The following is a 15,061-nucleotide window of genomic DNA, read 5'->3' as shown; positions in this document are numbered from 1 at the left end:
CTGGCGAACTTCTTGTTCGGTGACGACGACGCGTTGATCCAGATCGATATGGGCGAGTTCCATGACCGGTTCACCGCGTCTCGGCTGTTCGGTGCTCCTCCTGGCTATGTCGGGTACGAGGAGGGTGGTCAGCTCACCGAGAAGGTGCGGCGTAAGCCGTTCTCGGTGGTGTTGTTCGACGAGATCGAAAAGGCGCATCAGGAGATCTACAACACCCTGTTGCAGGTCCTCGAAGACGGCCGGCTCACCGATGGTCAGGGTCGCACGGTCGATTTCAAGAACACCGTGCTGATCTTCACCTCGAACCTGGGTACCTCCGATATCTCCAAGGCGGTCGGGTTGGGCTTCACCCAGTCCAACGCCGAGGGCTCGAACTACGAGCGGATGAAACTCAAGGTCAACGACGAACTCAAGAAACACTTCCGCCCCGAGTTCCTCAACCGCATCGACGACGTCATCGTCTTCCACCAGCTCACCACCGACCAGATCGTGCAAATGGTGGACCTGATGATCGGCCGCGTCGCCAAGCAACTGAAGAACAAGGACATGAAAATCGAGCTCACCGAGCAGGGGAAAGCCTTACTGGCCAAACGTGGATTCGATCAGGTACTGGGCGCCCGGCCGCTGCGGCGCACCATCCAGCGCGAGGTCGAAGATGCGCTCTCGGAGAAGATCCTCTTCGGCGAGATCGGCCCCGGCCAGACCGTCATCGTCGATGTCGAAGGCTGGGACCGTGTCGCCGATCCCGACGGCGCGGAAACCGCGAGCTTGGTATTTCGAGTTGACAGCCGGGAGATTTCGCTGACCTGATTCCGCTGTAATCCGCCGCGCAACACACAACGTGTTGTGCGGCTTCGGCATGCAATTTGTCAGCGCTGATCCAGGGGGGTCCGGAAATTAATCTTGATACTTCGCCTTTTGATTGTGCTCATATCATTGACCTAGATAAGTTAAAAAACATATAGTTAATGAGGATCGTTCCAACTAGTACCGCAGACGCTGGAGGTGTCTGGATTGAGCGCCATCAAAGAGACGTACGAATCGCTGAACTTAGAACCGAAGCCGATCCGTCCGCACATCCTCGCCGCCGCTACCGTGGCCTTCGGCGAGGACTACTACGCGGCACGGAAAGAGACCATCAATCTCTCCGGTTTCGTTCAACTGAACAAATGGCCGATGCCCGGGTTCGAGCACCGCGTCGACGAAAGGGGATACGCGGAGTTCCAGACCGAGTTGATCTCGGCGCCCGAGGTCGGTATCAAGGGCTTCAGCTACGAGTTGGACGACCGCATCCAGGTGCTGTCCAACCCGTTCCTGCCCAATACCGGTCACGTACGGCAGATCACGCCCGGCAAGAACTTCCCCGCGGAGTTCAACATTCGCCGGTTCGGCATCCTGGAGTCCAGCACGTTGCGCCTGGCACACCGCAACGTGATCGACATCTACGGGGTCGTCGACCACATCCCGCCGTTCAAGAAGCCACTGACCGGCCCGTACCTCGGCAAGCCGCGCGGTGACGGACCGTTCGATGTGATCGTCGGGCCCAACGTGGTCCGGGGCACCACCTTGCCCGAGGCCTGGTACCCCGCCAACGACGAGAACGAGCCGGTAGGCATCACGCCGAGCATGTTCTTCATGCCCAGCGCCGGACCCTGCATCTCCATGCTGGTCGATCCGTCGATGATCATGCAGGTGTCGTTGGAGGGCCAGGCCAAGCTGGAGGTGGGCGGTAAGGAAGTGACCGTCGACCTGGCCGGTGACTACAAGAACGCCGCAGGCACGGAAATCCTGCTGTTCGGACCGGAGAAGCACGACGAGGGTGCCGGCGTGCTGGCACAGATCTCGCGCATCGCGATCTCCGGCCACTGCGCCGCGCTCGGCGGCCGCGTGATGCTGCGCGTCAGCTTCCCGCGGGTGTCCGGTGGCACGCTCGGCGAAGGCAGCGAAGACAGCCTGAGCCGCATCCGCTACCCCAGCGAGCTGCACATCGACACCGAGTTCGAGCTGGTCACGCCCGACGTGACGCTGTACGCGACGAACCCGGTGCATGTGTTCGGCAAGCTGTCGAGCATGGAGGCCACGGGCACCGAACTCCAGATGAACGGCACGGACACCGCGCTGGTCACCACGGAGGACGAGGTCAAGGCCAGGCTGACGGGCATCAACCTGGTCATGCGGGATTCGTTTGTCGGCGAGCACGCGGCCGTCAACGTATAGGCGGGCTTTCCCGAGCGGTCTTTGCTTGACGCGGGCCGCTCGGGTGAGTTCCCTTGAGTTATCAATAGCGATAGTTCAGCCTTGCTGGTCCCTCACCGCGTTGTCGGGAGGGACCAGCGTCCACGACCGGAGGCAGGCACTGTGGACCCGTTGACCCTTCTCATGCACCAGGTGATGCTCTCCGATCGGCCCCGGATGACTGCCTACGAGCAGGCGCTCGCACAGGTCGTCGCGCCCGGCTCGATCGTGATCGACGTCGGCGCAGGCACTTTGGCGCTGTCGCTGCTGGCGCTGAAACACGGCGCCGAGCACGTGTACGCGATCGAGGCGGACCCGGATATGGCGGCGGTGGCCGAACGCATCATCGCGACCAACGATCTGAAAGAACAGCTCACCCTGATCCAGGGTGACGCGCGGGCGGTCCGGCTGCCGCGCAAGGCCGACGTCATCGTCTCGGAGATGATGGGCAATCTCGGCCCGGAAGAGAACATGATGCGCGTGCTGGACAGTGTCGCTCGTAAGAACCTGGCGCCGAACGGCCGGATCATTCCGCGCGAGTTGACCACCACCCTGGCCGCCATCGAATTCGATGACGAGGGCTGGGGGATGTGGGGACAGGACTTTCACGGCTTCCGGCTGGACGCCGTGCAGGATTTCGCCGAGCCACGCGCCCAGCTGCACTTCTTCCAGCGTGCGCCGCGGCTGCTCAGCGAGCCCGTGCCGATCGCGGACCGGGTGCGGCTGCCCATCGCACGGTCCGGCAGCTTGCACGCCGTCATGGGGTTCTTCACCGCCGACCTGATCGAGGGCGTCTCCCTGTCGAATTTCCCTTCGTACCAAGGATGTAACTGGGCGGTGTGGATCTGGCCGCTACGGCACACGCCGGTGCGCGCCGGCGATGCCATCCAGGCGACGGTGCATCGGCCGTCCGGCTCGGCCCGGTCCAGGGTGGTCACCGAATGGCGGCTGGACTGCACGATCGCTCGGGGAGGTCAGGGCTGATGCCGATTTCCGTCGGAACTGTGCGCGACATCCCGGTACGAGCGTTGAAGCTGTGCGGCCTGACCTGGTCGGGGGATCTGCTCTGGTTCTCCGAAGGCGTGCTCAACCAGATCATCGCGATCGACCCGGCGACGGGCGCGGTCGAACACCGAATCCCCTGTGCGGCAGTCCGCTCCGACCTGACCACGATGGGTGGCCATCTGATCCAGGTCGTCGGTGACGAGCGTGCCTTGCGCGTGATCGATCCGGCGACCGCGGATACGGTCGCGGAGTTGCCGAATCCCCGTCCGGGCGAAGGGTTGTCCGGGATCGAGGCGGCCCAGCACGGGGTGTGGCTCGGCTACGAGAATCGGAAGGCGATCGATCTGCGCACGCCAGACGGTCTGCAGTTGGTCGACACCATTCCGGTGCACGCCAAGCCCGCGGGCGTCACCGTCTCCGACGACTACCTCGCCTACGCCGACTACAAGAACGCCATGATCAATCTGGTCAGCCTGGTGAGCCGGCGCGAGGTCGCTTCCTACCATGTCGCGGGCAATCCGACCGGACTGACCTGGGACGGCAGCCGGATCTGGTATTGCGACCACACCACTTTGCAGCTGCGGGCGATCATGGTGCCCGGCATCAGCGCCGGATAGCAGGTTTCGCCTTCGTCGCGTCCAGATCGCGCTGTAGGTCGCAGGGCAGCAACGGTTCTCGCAGCAGGCTCCGATAGCGTTCGGCGACCGGCTGATCCGCCGGCCCGGCGGCCAGCCAGGCGCCGACCAGCCGTGCGCCCTCGATGTAGGTGACCGTGTACGCCCGCCACAGCGGGTCGGTCAGGAAACGCACCATGTGCTGGGCTCGGTCGCGCGGCAGCAACAACCACCGCTCGAGGTAGTCGGTGACGTCGTCGACCGTGGCGCCCCGGTCGTGCAGCATGATCGCCGCGTCCTGGCGAGCCGCGAACAGCCGCTGCAGATGGGTCCGCACGCGCTCGACCAGTTCACCGTCGCTGAAAATCCCTTCCGCGGCAAGGATTTGCGCCGTCCATTCGCCCCAGCCCGCGCCCAGGACCGCTACGTGCGCGAGTTCGGCGGTGCCTTCCGAGATCAGGCACTGCGGCGTGTTCACCAGTGCGATGAGTTGCTCGCCGTGTCCGTGCTCGCGCACCAGCCCGGCCTCCTTGAGACAGTGATCCGTGTGATGGCCGGGATAGGATTCGTGGGTCACCAGGATCGGCAGGGCCGCGATCGCGCGCCCGGCCTCGTCGTTGAGCGCGACCTTCGAGCGGAAACCGCCCAGATACCGGTTGAAGGCGTTCCAGGGCTTGCCGTGCACCACCTCGTAGTCGACGCGTTCGCCGGCCGGCAGGCCGAACAGCGGTCGGGTGAGCCCCCGCAGTTCGTCGGAAACAGCCTGTGCGGCTTGCTGTAAGCGGTCCGGTGGAATGCGATTGCGCTCGTAGTACGCGTCGAGCCGCTCCCGCAATCCGCCACTGCCCGGTAGCAACTCGGCGATCGCCTCGTGTGCGTCGGCGTAGCACGCCGGATCGCCGAGGGTGATCTCGACGTCGAAGTACTGACGAATTTCGTCCTGGAACGGTATGTCCGTGCCGGACAGTCGTTTTCCCACGCACTCCAGCGCCGTGAGTTGCGCCGACAGATACCGCTGCCGCGCGTCGGCCAGCCCCGAGTCGGCGAGTTCGGTACGCAGCCGGGCCGCCTGCCGAGCCAGATCGGCTGGGGCGGCCGGTGGTTCGTCCGCGACCCGCGCCGAGAGTCGCGGATCGCCGAACCAGCAGTCCACGAAACCGTCGATCAGTTTCCCCAGACGCAGCCCCAGCAGCAGGTATTCGCGGACTACGGGCTCGTAGGCCAGGCGCTCGGATCCGGGGACGCTCATTCGGCGGGGTCGAGCCAGAGGTTGGACAGGTCGAACCAGCGATCGATGGTGGGCATGGCGATCGCGTTGCGTACCCGCGCCCCTTTGATGTGCGGGATGGTCGGCGCGTGCACCAGGATCGGCACGATGGCCGCGTCTTTCATCACCTGTAGATCCACCGCGTGCCAGGCCGCGTGCGCGTGGGCCGGATCGGTCGCCGAGAGCGCCTCGTCGATCATGCGATCGACCTCCGGGTTGCTGTAGCACCCGTAGTTGCCGGTGCCGCGAATCTCGTTGGTCTGCAACATCGGTTGCAAGAAGGCGCGTCCGTTGTTGCCGAACCAGTCCGGTGTCCAGGCCGGGGTGGAGATATCCCATGCGCCCGCGCGCGCATTGGCCGGATCCCGGAGGAAAGGGTAGAAGTCGGTGTGTCCCAGGGCGACGACACGCAGTGTGATGCCGATCTTGGCGAGGTCGATCGCCACCGCGGCAGCGACTTCGGGGTTCGCGTCGACATCGCGATGCGCGATGGTCAGCGTCAGGCCGTCCGGATAGCCCGCGGCGGCCAGGAGTGCCCGCGCCTTCTCCGGATCGCCGCGGTCGCCCGGCGTCGCGTAGAGATCGAAGTCCTCGTAGCCGTAGTTGCCCGGCGGAATCGCGGAGCGGGCGGGCCACATCACCGTGCCGACGCTCAGCTCGTCGAAGATGCGCACCATCACCGTCTTGTCGATCGCATAGGAGATCGCTTGGCGCACTTCGGGTTTGCCCATGGCGCCGGCGGCGTTCGGGCTGACCGTGTTGAACACGAGGTAGGGGTTCAGCGCGTAACCGAGGTTGTTGCCCGGATCGGTGGGGTTCTCGTCATAGGTCTCGGTGACCGGCGACGCCCAGGACAGGTCCGCGTGCCCGGCCCTGATCCGCTGCCCGACCTGCTGCGGCGTCGCCTTCTCCATGACCACCTCGACACCGTCCAGATACTGGTGCCGCACCGGATCGGTGTCCTGCTGCCACACCGGGTTTCGGGCCATGCGCAGGTGCTTGCCATGGCTGTAGTGGGTCAGCCGGTAGGGGCCCAGCGACCTGACGTTGCGCCGGAACTCCGGACTGTCGGGGACGAAGTCGTCGTATTCCACCGGGGCCGGTGACGCGAACATCATCGAGATGATGTGGATGAAGTCGAGGGCGGGGCGGATCAATTCGAATACCAGGGTGCGATCGTCGACCGCGGTGATCCCCGGGATATCGCGCGAGTTCTGGAAGCGGGCGAGCTCGGCGGGCGCCGGGTTCCGATCGGGTACTGCGGCGGCGTAGTCGTCGCAGTATTCGGCCACTCCCTTGATGGTGCTGGTGTAGTAGTGGATCGCACCGGCCCGGAGCACGGGGTTGCACATGCGTTTGAACCCGCGCACGAAGTCGTGTGCGGTCACCTCGCGCGGGGGAGTGGTGTCCCACAGGACATCCGGGCGCAGGTGCACGGTATACGTCAGGTGGTCACGGCTGAGGCCGCCGTTGTCGACCGTGGGAATCTCCAGCGCGACATCGGGCACCGGCGTCACCTGATTCCAGTCGTGCAGGTGCGCGACCGGGCGATAGGTGAACAGCTGGCGGGTGAACAGCCTGATGATCTGCCCGGACAGCATGTAGTAGGAGCTCGCCGGATCCACGTGGTCCATGCTTCCCGGCCCGTACAGGCGCAGGGTGCCGCCGTACTTTGGCTGATCACCGTTCATTGCTCCGACCTCCTGGTCCGAACCGTGCCGAAAGATCCTCTAGATCACTATATGTAATAGAAGTATACTTTGGGGCGAATGCGGAAAGGTGGTGCGGCAGTGCGGGAAACAACCACGCGAGCAGGCTCCGCGGAGCCCCGGGCGCCCCGCCGCGGCGGCACGCTCACCCTGGTCGGCGCCGGCGACGTCGACTATCTCGACCCCGCGCTGGCATATCACACGGCTACCCGCGGGATAGTGCGCGGCTACACGCGGCAACTGGTCGGCTGCGTCGCGAGCCGCAACCGCGAGGAGGCCGGAAAGATCGTCGCGGACCTGGCGACCGAGGTGCCGACCGTGGCGAACGGCCGGATCAGCGCCGGCGGAACGCAATACCGGTTCACCCTCACCGAAGGCCTGCGGTGGAATACGCCTCGGGGCATCCGCCCACTGGTCGCGGGCGATATCGTGCGCGGGATCAAGCGACTGGCCCATCCGCTCGCGAGCAGCCCCGGCCTGGCCTACTACCTGAGCACGATCGAGGGCATGCGCGAGTTCCGGGACGCCGTGGCGGGCGCGCCGGCCGAGTCCGTCGCCGCTCGGCTCGAACACACGGAGATCAAAGGTGTCCGGGCGCAAGGAGACCGCGAGATATTCTTCACCACCCGGCATCCGTCCTCGGACTTCTTGAACATGCTCGCGTTGCCGTTCGCCACGCCCGCGCCGGTGGAGTACCTGGATTTCGTCCCCGGCAGTCCCGAGTTCAACCGGGTGCTCGCCTCCAACGGTCCGTACCAGGTGGTGAATTACGTTCCGGGAGAACAGATCGTGCTGGAGCGGAATCCCGCCTGGGAACCGGAATCCGATCGGCTGCGTGCCGCCTACGTCGACACCATCGTCGTGCGCGAGGGAATGTCGGAGCGCGCGGCCCATGAACTGGTCGCCACCGGCGCGGCCGAAATGCTGTGGGACATTCAGCCGCTCACCGAGGAACTCCCGCAGCTGCTCGGCAGCGCTGATCCACGGCTGGAGGTATACCCCGCCGGATTGTTCAGTCCCTATATCGTGGTCAACTTTTCCAGTCCCGTCATGACCGCCCGCGCGGTGCGCGTCGCACTGCAGTACGCGGTGGACAAGGCCGCGGTGTCGCGAGTGTGGGGCGGGCCGAGCCTGAACGATATCGCCGACCAGATCCTGCCGCCGCTGTGCACCGCGCACCGGGAATTTCGTCCGTACGGGACCGAAGGCGGCCGCGGTGATCCGGAACTGGCCAGGCGGCTGCTCGCCGACGCGGGTTATCCGGACGGGCTGACACTGCGATTGATATTCCGCGACCGCGACATCCATCCCGAAACGGCCGAGGTGGTCAAGGCGGCGATGGCGCGGGCCGGAATCCGCGTCGAGTTGGTCGGCGTCTCGATCAATGAACTGTTCTCCGACTACTTTTCGTCGTCGGTCACGCGTACGAGCTGGGATATCGCCCTCACCGGCTGGGAACCGGATTGGTACGGCAACAACGCGCGCACCTATCTGCAGCCTCTGTTCGACAGCCGTGGTGTGGTCGAGGGCGGTGACTGGGGTTCGAACTTCGGCCGCTATCGCAGTGCGAAGGTCAACGAGTTGCTCGGCGCCGCGCTCACCTCGGCGGACGAGACGCGCGCCGCCGAGCTCTTCCGCCGGATGGAGGCCGAGGTGCTGCACGATGCGGCGGTGGTGCCGGTGCTCTTCGCGCACCAGTACTGGTTCCACGCCACGACCGTCCGGAACTGGCTGCCCTACCCGGTGCTCAACGGCGATCTCACCAACCTGTGGCTCGCGGGAAAGAGCCTCGCGGGAAAGAGCCGTTGACATGCTGGAACGGCCCACGGTAACGCCCATCCACCGTTACTGTGTGTCCGAACTACTATCGAAAGCTTTACCGAATCTCATCAACGTAGAGGAGGCACCATGGTTGCATCGCAACCGATCGAACCGCCGTCCGTGGATCTGGGCATGCTCATCCGGCGGCCACCGCACGACGTCTTCGAGGCCCTGGCCGACCCGTCGATAACGTCCAAATTCTGGTACACGAAGAGCAGCGGCCGCATGGCCGAGGGCGCCGAACTCACCTGGGAATGGGAAATGTACGGCGTCGCCCGCACGATTCGGGTCCAGAAGTTCGACACCGACAGCAAAATCCAATTCACTTGGGATAATTACAATCCCGAGGAGCCGACTACGGTAGAATTCACCTTGATACCGTATGAGAACGACACCACGTATCTGCATATCACCGAAACCGGTTACGGCGGCGATCTCCAAGCTCAGGTCGACGGCGTCCGGGATTCCACGGCCGGATTCGCCTATTTGATCGCCGCGTTGAAAGCGGCCCTCGAACACGACGTGACACTTCGGTTGGTGCAGGACGAGAATCCACCGAATCTGCAACGGCACTGATCGTTAATTCACAGCTGCGGTAACTCGGCTGACGGGTGGCGTCGCGATGCGGTGTGGAAATCACACAGTGAATGAGGATGAGCATCATGGAATTCACCTACACGACACGCATCGCGACGACACCGGAGCAGCTGTGGGCGGCGTTGACCCAGCCGGAATTCACCCGTCGATATTGGTTCGGCGTCGCCATGCATTCGGACTGGCGGGTCGGCTCGCCGGTGAAATGGCAGAACATGCCCGAGGAAGAGCCCCAGGATCTGGGGCAGGTCGTGCTGGCGGCCGACCCCTATCGCGTCCTCTCCTATAGCTGGCACCTGCTGCAACCCGCGCACGCCATGCTCTTCGGCTGGTCGGACGCCGAACTCGCCGAGTACATGAAGGAACCGCGCACGATGGTCACCTTCGAGATCGCACCCGACGGCGCCGGCGCGGTCCGGCTGACGGTGACCCACGACGGCTTCGAACCCGGCAGCGTCATGTACCAGGCGATCAGCGGCCAACTCCCGGGCAGCGGCGGCTGGCCGGGACTGATGAACAATCTGAAGGCGCTGCTGGAGACCGGCACGGTTCTCGCCGCCACACCGTCGGCCGCGCATGCCATTCGCGGCGACGAATAGCCCACGCGGATCGATTCAGAAAGTGGCGAACCGATGACCACTATTTCCCGACAGCCGACCATCACTCCCGGCGGACTGCCGCTGCTCGGCCACGGGCTGGAGATGAAGCGAAATCCGGGTCAACTGCTGCTCTCCTTGCAGTCCGGCGACCCGGTGACCATGATCCGGCTCGGCCGCAGGCCGATGTATGTCGTCAACGACGCCGACCTCATGCGACAGGTCATGCGCGCACCGGAGATCTTCGCCAGGGGCGGCCCGATCACCGAACGGTTCCGGGTCATGTTCGGCAACGGCCTCGGGATCTCCGACGGCGCTTTTCATCGGCGCCAGCGCCGGCTGCTGCAGCCCGCGTTCCATCGCACGCGGATCATCCACTACTGCACGCTCATCAGTGAATTGGTCGCGGCGCGGATCGATGGCTGGTCCGACGGCGAAACCCGGCGGATCGAGCGGGACATGGACGAACTCGCCCTGGCGAATGTGACCCAGGTGATCTTCGCGCCGGGCACCACGCTGGATCAGCGCCGGTTCATGGACGCCACCGGTGTGGTGCTCGGCGGGCTGTTCCGGCGCATCGCGGACACCACCGGCGTGCTGACGAAGCTGCCGACCGCGGCGAATCGCCGCTACCGGGAGTCGGAAGACTATCTGCGGCGGACCATTCACGAAACGATCCGGGAGTATCGGGCCAGCGGCGAGGATCGCGGCGACCTGCTGTCGATGATGTTGCTCGCGCGCGACGAGGACGGCAGCCCGAGCATGAGCGATCAGCAGATCCACGACGAGGTGCTGACCTTCTTCATCGCCGGTAGCAACACCATCAGCAATACCTTGGCGTGGGCCTGTCACGAGATCGCCAGCCATCCGGAGGTCGAGAAGCAGCTCCACGAGGAAGTGGACAGCGTGCTCGCCGGCCGGGCCGCGGAATTCGACGATGTCGCCCGCTTGGAATACACCCGCCGGGTGCTCACCGAAACGTTGCGCCTGCGCACGCAAGGGTTTTTCCAGACCCGGATGACGACCGAGGACACCGAACTCGGCGGCTACCGCATACCGGGTAACGAGGCGATCCTCTACAGCTTCTACGCGCTCATGCACAATCCCGGAATCTTCGCCGAGCCGGAGCGGTTCGATCCCGACCGGTGGTTGCCCGAGCGGCTGACCGCGACGCAGCGCAACGCGTTCATGCCGTTCGGTGCGGGCGTGCACGGTTGTATCGGTGAGACGTTCTCCTGGACCGAGCTGATCATCGTGCTCGCGACGATCACGGGGCGTTGGCGGCTGGCGTCCGTGCCGGGGCACCAGCCCCGGCCTAAACCGGCTGTCACGATGCCGGTGGACGCTCTTCCGATGACGGTGCACCGCAGGTCCGCCGCCACGGCCTAGGACCTACAGTTCGCCGGCGATGTGATTTCCCCGGGCGGCCGGGTCGTCGCTCAAATAGAATTCTCTGGAGGCTTGCACGTATTCGTCGGTGGTGACGTAACCGTCACCATCGGCGTCCAACAGGGCGAATGCCTTGTTCGTTTCCTCTTCGGACATCCCGCCTTTGATCTGGGCGGCCATCATTTCCTGCGCGTTGATTCGTCCGTCGCGGTCCTTGTCCGCGGCGGCGAATACCGCCATGCTGAACGGTATCGCGGAATTCTCGACGAATTTCTGGAATTCCGGATCGTCGCCCCAGGCCACCCATTCCTCGATGGTCACCTTTTTGTCGCCCTCGGCATCCAGCGATCCGGGCATATCCCGGAACATACGGTGGGCCTGCCGGTGAATGCTGCTCCAGTCCGCCGATCGTGGTGGCAGATCGTATGTGTCGCACCACATTTGGGCCAGTGCCGTGACATCCAGTTCGTCCATGACACCGTCTTGGTCGACATCATAGGCGCTGAACAATTTGCGGAGTTTGGTCGTTCTCAGTGCACTGGTCATCGCGAAATCTCCGTGTATTCGAACCGGATAGTGGGAATGCTGTCGATACTCGATCAACCCACAAATGCTATCATCTTGTATACCTATCTGACTACGGGAGGCTGGAGTGACGATCGGAGAATCCGGATATCACTGCGATGTAGTGATCGTCGGTGGTGGCGCGGCGGGCTTGAATGCCGCATTGATGCTGGCCCGGGCGCGATATTCGGTCGTGGTGGTGGACAGCGGCCTGCCGCGCAACGCCCCCGCCGCGCACATGCACGGGTTCCTGAGCCGGGACGGTGTGGCACCGGGGGAGTTGCTGGTGGCGGGTCGCGCGGAGGTGGCGGGATACGGCGTCGAGTTCGTCACCGGCGAGGTGACGGCCGTATCGGCCGTAGATGGGGGTTTCGGCGTGGACGTCGCCGATTCCGGCAGCATTCGCGGCCGCCGCCTGCTCGTCGCGACCGGACTCACCGATGATCTGCCCGAGCTGCCGGGACTTGCCGAGCGGTGGGGCCGGGATGTGTTGCACTGCCCCTTCTGTCACGGCTGGGAGGTGCGGGATCAGGTCATCGGCGTGCTGTCCACCACGGCCATGTCCATGCACCAGGCCATGCTGTTCCGGCAGTGGTCGCCGCGGCTCCGTTTCCTGTCGCACACCGGACCCGCGCTGACCGAGGCCGAGGTCGAGCAGTTGGCCGCGCGCGATATCGAGATCATTCCCGGCGAGGTGGAAGCGGTGCAGGTCAGCGATGATCACCTGACCGGAGTCCGGTTGCGGACCGGTGAGATCGTCGAATTGCAGGCGCTCGTGTGCGGCCCGCGCTTCTCCGCGCGCGCCGACCTGCTCGCTCCGCTCGGACTCACCCCGACCGCGCACCCGAGCGGCATCGGCGACCACATCGCCGTCGACGCCGCCGGCCGCACCGCCGTGCCGGGGGTGTGGGCCGCGGGCAATGTCGCCGATCCGGCCAAACAGCTGATCGGCGCCGCGGCGATGGGCGCCGAGGTCGCCGTCGCGATCATCGACGACCTGATCTCGGCGGAGGTGCGCGGCGCCGTCGACTCCCGGCGGGCCGCTGCCGGCTCGCGGTAGCCGACCCGGCGTCGGCGGTCGCGGCCGCCGACGCCGGTCGTCCTCACGGGGCCGGTGCGAGCGCATGCCGGCGTTCGATGGCGACGGAGACGAACGCGGTGGCCAGCGCGAGCGTCGCGACGATCACGCCGACCCAGATGACGTCCTCGATCGCCCGGTGCGCGATGACGACGCCGCCGATCGCCGGGCCGATCGCGTTGCCGATGTTGAAGGCGGACATGACAATTGCGACCGCCAGCGTCGGCGCTCCGACCGCGAAACCGATCACCCGGGAGCTGAGCGCGGCGGTCATCGAGAACGCGCACACGCCGAGCACGGTGATCGCCGCGGCCGCCGCGATGCTGTGGTGCACGACGGTCCGCAGCACCACCATCATGACGATCATCGCCACCAGACTGCCGATGACGTTCTTCATGGCCGACCACTGCGCCAGCCGGCCGCCGAGGGTGTTGCCGACGAACAACCCGACACCGAACAGGAACAGCACGATCGGCGCCTGATGCACGCTGATACCGCTGGCGTCGGTGAGGATCGGCTGGATGTAGGCGTACACGCTGAACAGTGCGGTCTCGAACAGCACCGTGGTGGCGAGGGCGACGAAGACCCGGGTCTGCACCAGCGATCGCAGTTCGCGCGCGACCAGGGTGCCCAGCCCGACCTCGGGGCCGCGGTCGCGCGGCAGCCGGGGTACGAAGATCGTGACGAGCAGGGCGCCCACCGCGCTCATCACGCCGATCAGCACGAAGATGACCTGCCAGCTGAACACCGCGCCGACCAGGCTGCCGAGCGGTACGCCCGCCACGTTCGCCAGCGTCATACCGCCGAGGATCACCGCGATCGCCTGCGGCATCCGGCCGGGACCGGCTAGCGCGACGGCCATCACCTGGGCGACGGTCAGCGCGGTCGCACAGGCCACGGCCGCGATCAGCCGCATCGCGAACATGACGGGGAAGACCGGGATCACCGTCAGCAGATCGGAAATGCAGAAGACGACCACGGCGGCCACCATCACGGTCTTACGGTCCCGTCCGAGCGTCAGGACGGCCATGGTGGGCGCGCCGACCAGCATGCCGATGGCGAACGCCGTGATCAGCTGGCCGACCTGGGACACCGAGATGTCGAGCGAACCCGCGATCTGATCGACCAGGCCGGACACGATGAATTCCGAAGTGCCCAGGGCGAATACGCTCGCCCCGAGGACGTACACGCCGATCGGTAGGCGTTTGGAGACGCGAGGTTCCGCGGGGGCTTGATCGTCACGATTAGTCGTTTTGAACAGCCGCCGTCGGATCTCGGACACGCCCGATCACACTCCTTGTTCATATAGTTGTGCCGCCGACCTTACGTCTTTCGGCACACAATGAGGTAGTAACCGATCTTTTCGCGACAGAGTTCGAACATCGTGGTCATGCCGGATTCGAAGGCATCGATCCGTTCCTTGCCGTAGGCCGCGGCCAAGTCGGACCGTTGGTCGGCCAGGCGCTGCAGGAACGCCCGGTAGAACCGGCGCACGCGATCACTGCAGTCGAGCTCCTCGAGCACCTCGAAGCCCGCTGCGATCGCCGGCGCCACCGCTTCGCGCATGGTGGTCGGTGGATCCGGCACGGTATTCGCCCGCAGGACCTCCCGTTGCGCCGCCGTCACGTCCGCGATCAGCGGGTATTCCGAGTACACGAGACGGCTGCCGGGGCGCAGCACGCGATGGATCTCGCCGAACCACTTGTGCTTGTCCCCGGCGTTGGGCACCGAATCGAAGGCGATGGCGGCGTCGAACTCGGCGTCCGCGAAGGGAAGTGCGGCGGCGTCGGCCAAGGTGATGGCGATTCGTTCGGACAGCCCGGCCCGCGCGACATTCCTGCTCGCCTCCGCGACCTCCCAACCGCTGATGGTGATCCCGGTGACCGAGATGCCGAGGCGCTCGGCCAGGCGAATCGCCGGTTCGGCCACGCCGCAACCCACATCGAGCAGATGCTGACCCTGCTGCAGGGGCAGTCGTTCGGCGATCATCCAGGTGAGCCTGCCCATGGCTTCGAGAAACGGCGTATCGTCCTGGTCGTCATCCCAGTACCCGAGGTGCAGGTTCCCCCCGACGATCTCCACCAGCTCGCCGACACCGTCGTAGTACTCGGCGACCTCGTCGGTCATGTCAGATGATTTCTCGGCCATTACGATCTCCGCGTTCTCTTACCGGTCCGCTGTTCGATTCG

The 15,061-nt window shown here is 65.2% G+C and carries 14 protein-coding genes; 9 read left to right on the top strand and 5 right to left on the bottom strand.

Annotated elements, in window-relative coordinates:
• From NVU01S_RS04440 to NVU01S_RS04425, 4 genes are all read left to right on the top strand, one after another.
• A partial coding sequence (locus NVU01S_RS04440; RefSeq protein ID WP_156161436.1) for an AAA family ATPase occupies window positions 1-810 on the top strand: 810 nt, incomplete at its 5' end.
• A 204-nt stretch (window positions 811-1,014) separates the two neighbouring features.
• Window positions 1,015-2,217 (top strand): DUF6004 family protein, encoded by a 1,203-nt coding sequence (locus NVU01S_RS04435; protein WP_043665128.1) that lies wholly within the window; start codon window positions 1,015-1,017, stop codon window positions 2,215-2,217.
• 141 nt (window positions 2,218-2,358) lie between these two features.
• Complete coding sequence (locus NVU01S_RS04430; RefSeq protein ID WP_043665125.1) at window positions 2,359-3,219, top strand: class I SAM-dependent methyltransferase; 861 nt, start codon at window positions 2,359-2,361, stop codon at window positions 3,217-3,219.
• The gene (locus tag NVU01S_RS04425) at window positions 3,219-3,857 is read left to right on the top strand and encodes an NHL repeat-containing protein (protein ID WP_043665122.1); all 639 of its coding nucleotides are present in this window, start codon (window positions 3,219-3,221) and stop codon (window positions 3,855-3,857) included. The genes NVU01S_RS04430 and NVU01S_RS04425 overlap by 1 nt, the downstream gene beginning before the upstream one ends.
• On the opposite strand, the gene NVU01S_RS04420 is transcribed toward NVU01S_RS04425, so the two are convergent.
• Both NVU01S_RS04420 and NVU01S_RS04415 read right to left on the bottom strand, forming a co-directional pair.
• On the bottom strand, window positions 3,844-5,103 hold the full coding sequence (locus NVU01S_RS04420; protein ID WP_043665119.1) for a DUF885 domain-containing protein: 1,260 nt from the start codon (window positions 5,101-5,103) through the stop codon (window positions 3,844-3,846). The genes NVU01S_RS04425 and NVU01S_RS04420 overlap by 14 nt on opposite strands.
• The gene (locus NVU01S_RS04415) at window positions 5,100-6,812 is read right to left on the bottom strand and encodes an ABC transporter substrate-binding protein (RefSeq protein ID WP_043665116.1); all 1,713 of its coding nucleotides are present in this window, start codon (window positions 6,810-6,812) and stop codon (window positions 5,100-5,102) included. The genes NVU01S_RS04420 and NVU01S_RS04415 overlap by 4 nt, the downstream gene beginning before the upstream one ends.
• 99 nt (window positions 6,813-6,911) lie before the next feature.
• Here NVU01S_RS04415 and NVU01S_RS04410 point away from each other — a divergent pair, with 99 nt between their 5' ends.
• The 4 genes from NVU01S_RS04410 to NVU01S_RS04395 all read left to right on the top strand — a co-directional run bounded on the left by NVU01S_RS04410 (window position 6,912) and on the right by NVU01S_RS04395 (window position 11,230).
• On the top strand, window positions 6,912-8,639 hold the full coding sequence (locus NVU01S_RS04410) for an ABC transporter substrate-binding protein (RefSeq protein ID WP_082031861.1): 1,728 nt from the start codon (window positions 6,912-6,914) through the stop codon (window positions 8,637-8,639).
• A gap of 99 nt (window positions 8,640-8,738) precedes the next feature.
• Window positions 8,739-9,227, top strand: coding sequence for an SRPBCC family protein (locus NVU01S_RS04405; RefSeq protein WP_029903449.1), 489 nt, complete (start codon window positions 8,739-8,741; stop codon window positions 9,225-9,227).
• 77 nt (window positions 9,228-9,304) lie between these two features.
• Window positions 9,305-9,844, top strand: a complete 540-nt coding sequence (locus tag NVU01S_RS04400; protein WP_043665113.1) for an SRPBCC family protein — start codon at window positions 9,305-9,307, stop codon at window positions 9,842-9,844.
• A 33-nt stretch (window positions 9,845-9,877) separates the two neighbouring features.
• A complete protein-coding gene (locus NVU01S_RS04395) occupies window positions 9,878-11,230 on the top strand; it encodes a cytochrome P450 (protein WP_043665111.1) in 1,353 nt (450 codons plus the stop codon).
• A 3-nt stretch (window positions 11,231-11,233) separates the two neighbouring features.
• Here the strand turns inward: NVU01S_RS04395 and NVU01S_RS04390 are convergent, their stop codons facing one another.
• Entirely contained in the window at window positions 11,234-11,776 is a 543-nt protein-coding gene (locus NVU01S_RS04390) for an EF-hand domain-containing protein (RefSeq protein ID WP_043665109.1), read from the bottom strand.
• 106 nt (window positions 11,777-11,882) lie between these two features.
• Here NVU01S_RS04390 and NVU01S_RS04385 point away from each other — a divergent pair, with 106 nt between their 5' ends.
• Window positions 11,883-12,854 (top strand): NAD(P)/FAD-dependent oxidoreductase, encoded by a 972-nt coding sequence (locus NVU01S_RS04385; protein WP_043665107.1) that lies wholly within the window; start codon window positions 11,883-11,885, stop codon window positions 12,852-12,854.
• Window positions 12,855-12,897: 43 nt separating this feature from the next.
• Here the strand turns inward: NVU01S_RS04385 and NVU01S_RS04380 are convergent, their stop codons facing one another.
• Window positions 12,898-14,154 (bottom strand): MFS transporter, encoded by a 1,257-nt coding sequence (locus tag NVU01S_RS04380; RefSeq protein ID WP_082031856.1) that lies wholly within the window; start codon window positions 14,152-14,154, stop codon window positions 12,898-12,900.
• Between the two features lie 41 nt (window positions 14,155-14,195).
• On the bottom strand, window positions 14,196-15,020 hold the full coding sequence (locus NVU01S_RS04375) for an SAM-dependent methyltransferase (protein ID WP_043665105.1): 825 nt from the start codon (window positions 15,018-15,020) through the stop codon (window positions 14,196-14,198).
• Between the last annotated feature and the right edge of the window lie 41 nt (window positions 15,021-15,061).

Source organism: Nocardia vulneris (assembly GCF_001613425.1).
GTDB lineage: Bacteria > Actinomycetota > Actinomycetes > Mycobacteriales > Mycobacteriaceae > Nocardia > Nocardia vulneris.
This window is presented reverse-complemented; position numbering and strand designations above follow the sequence as displayed.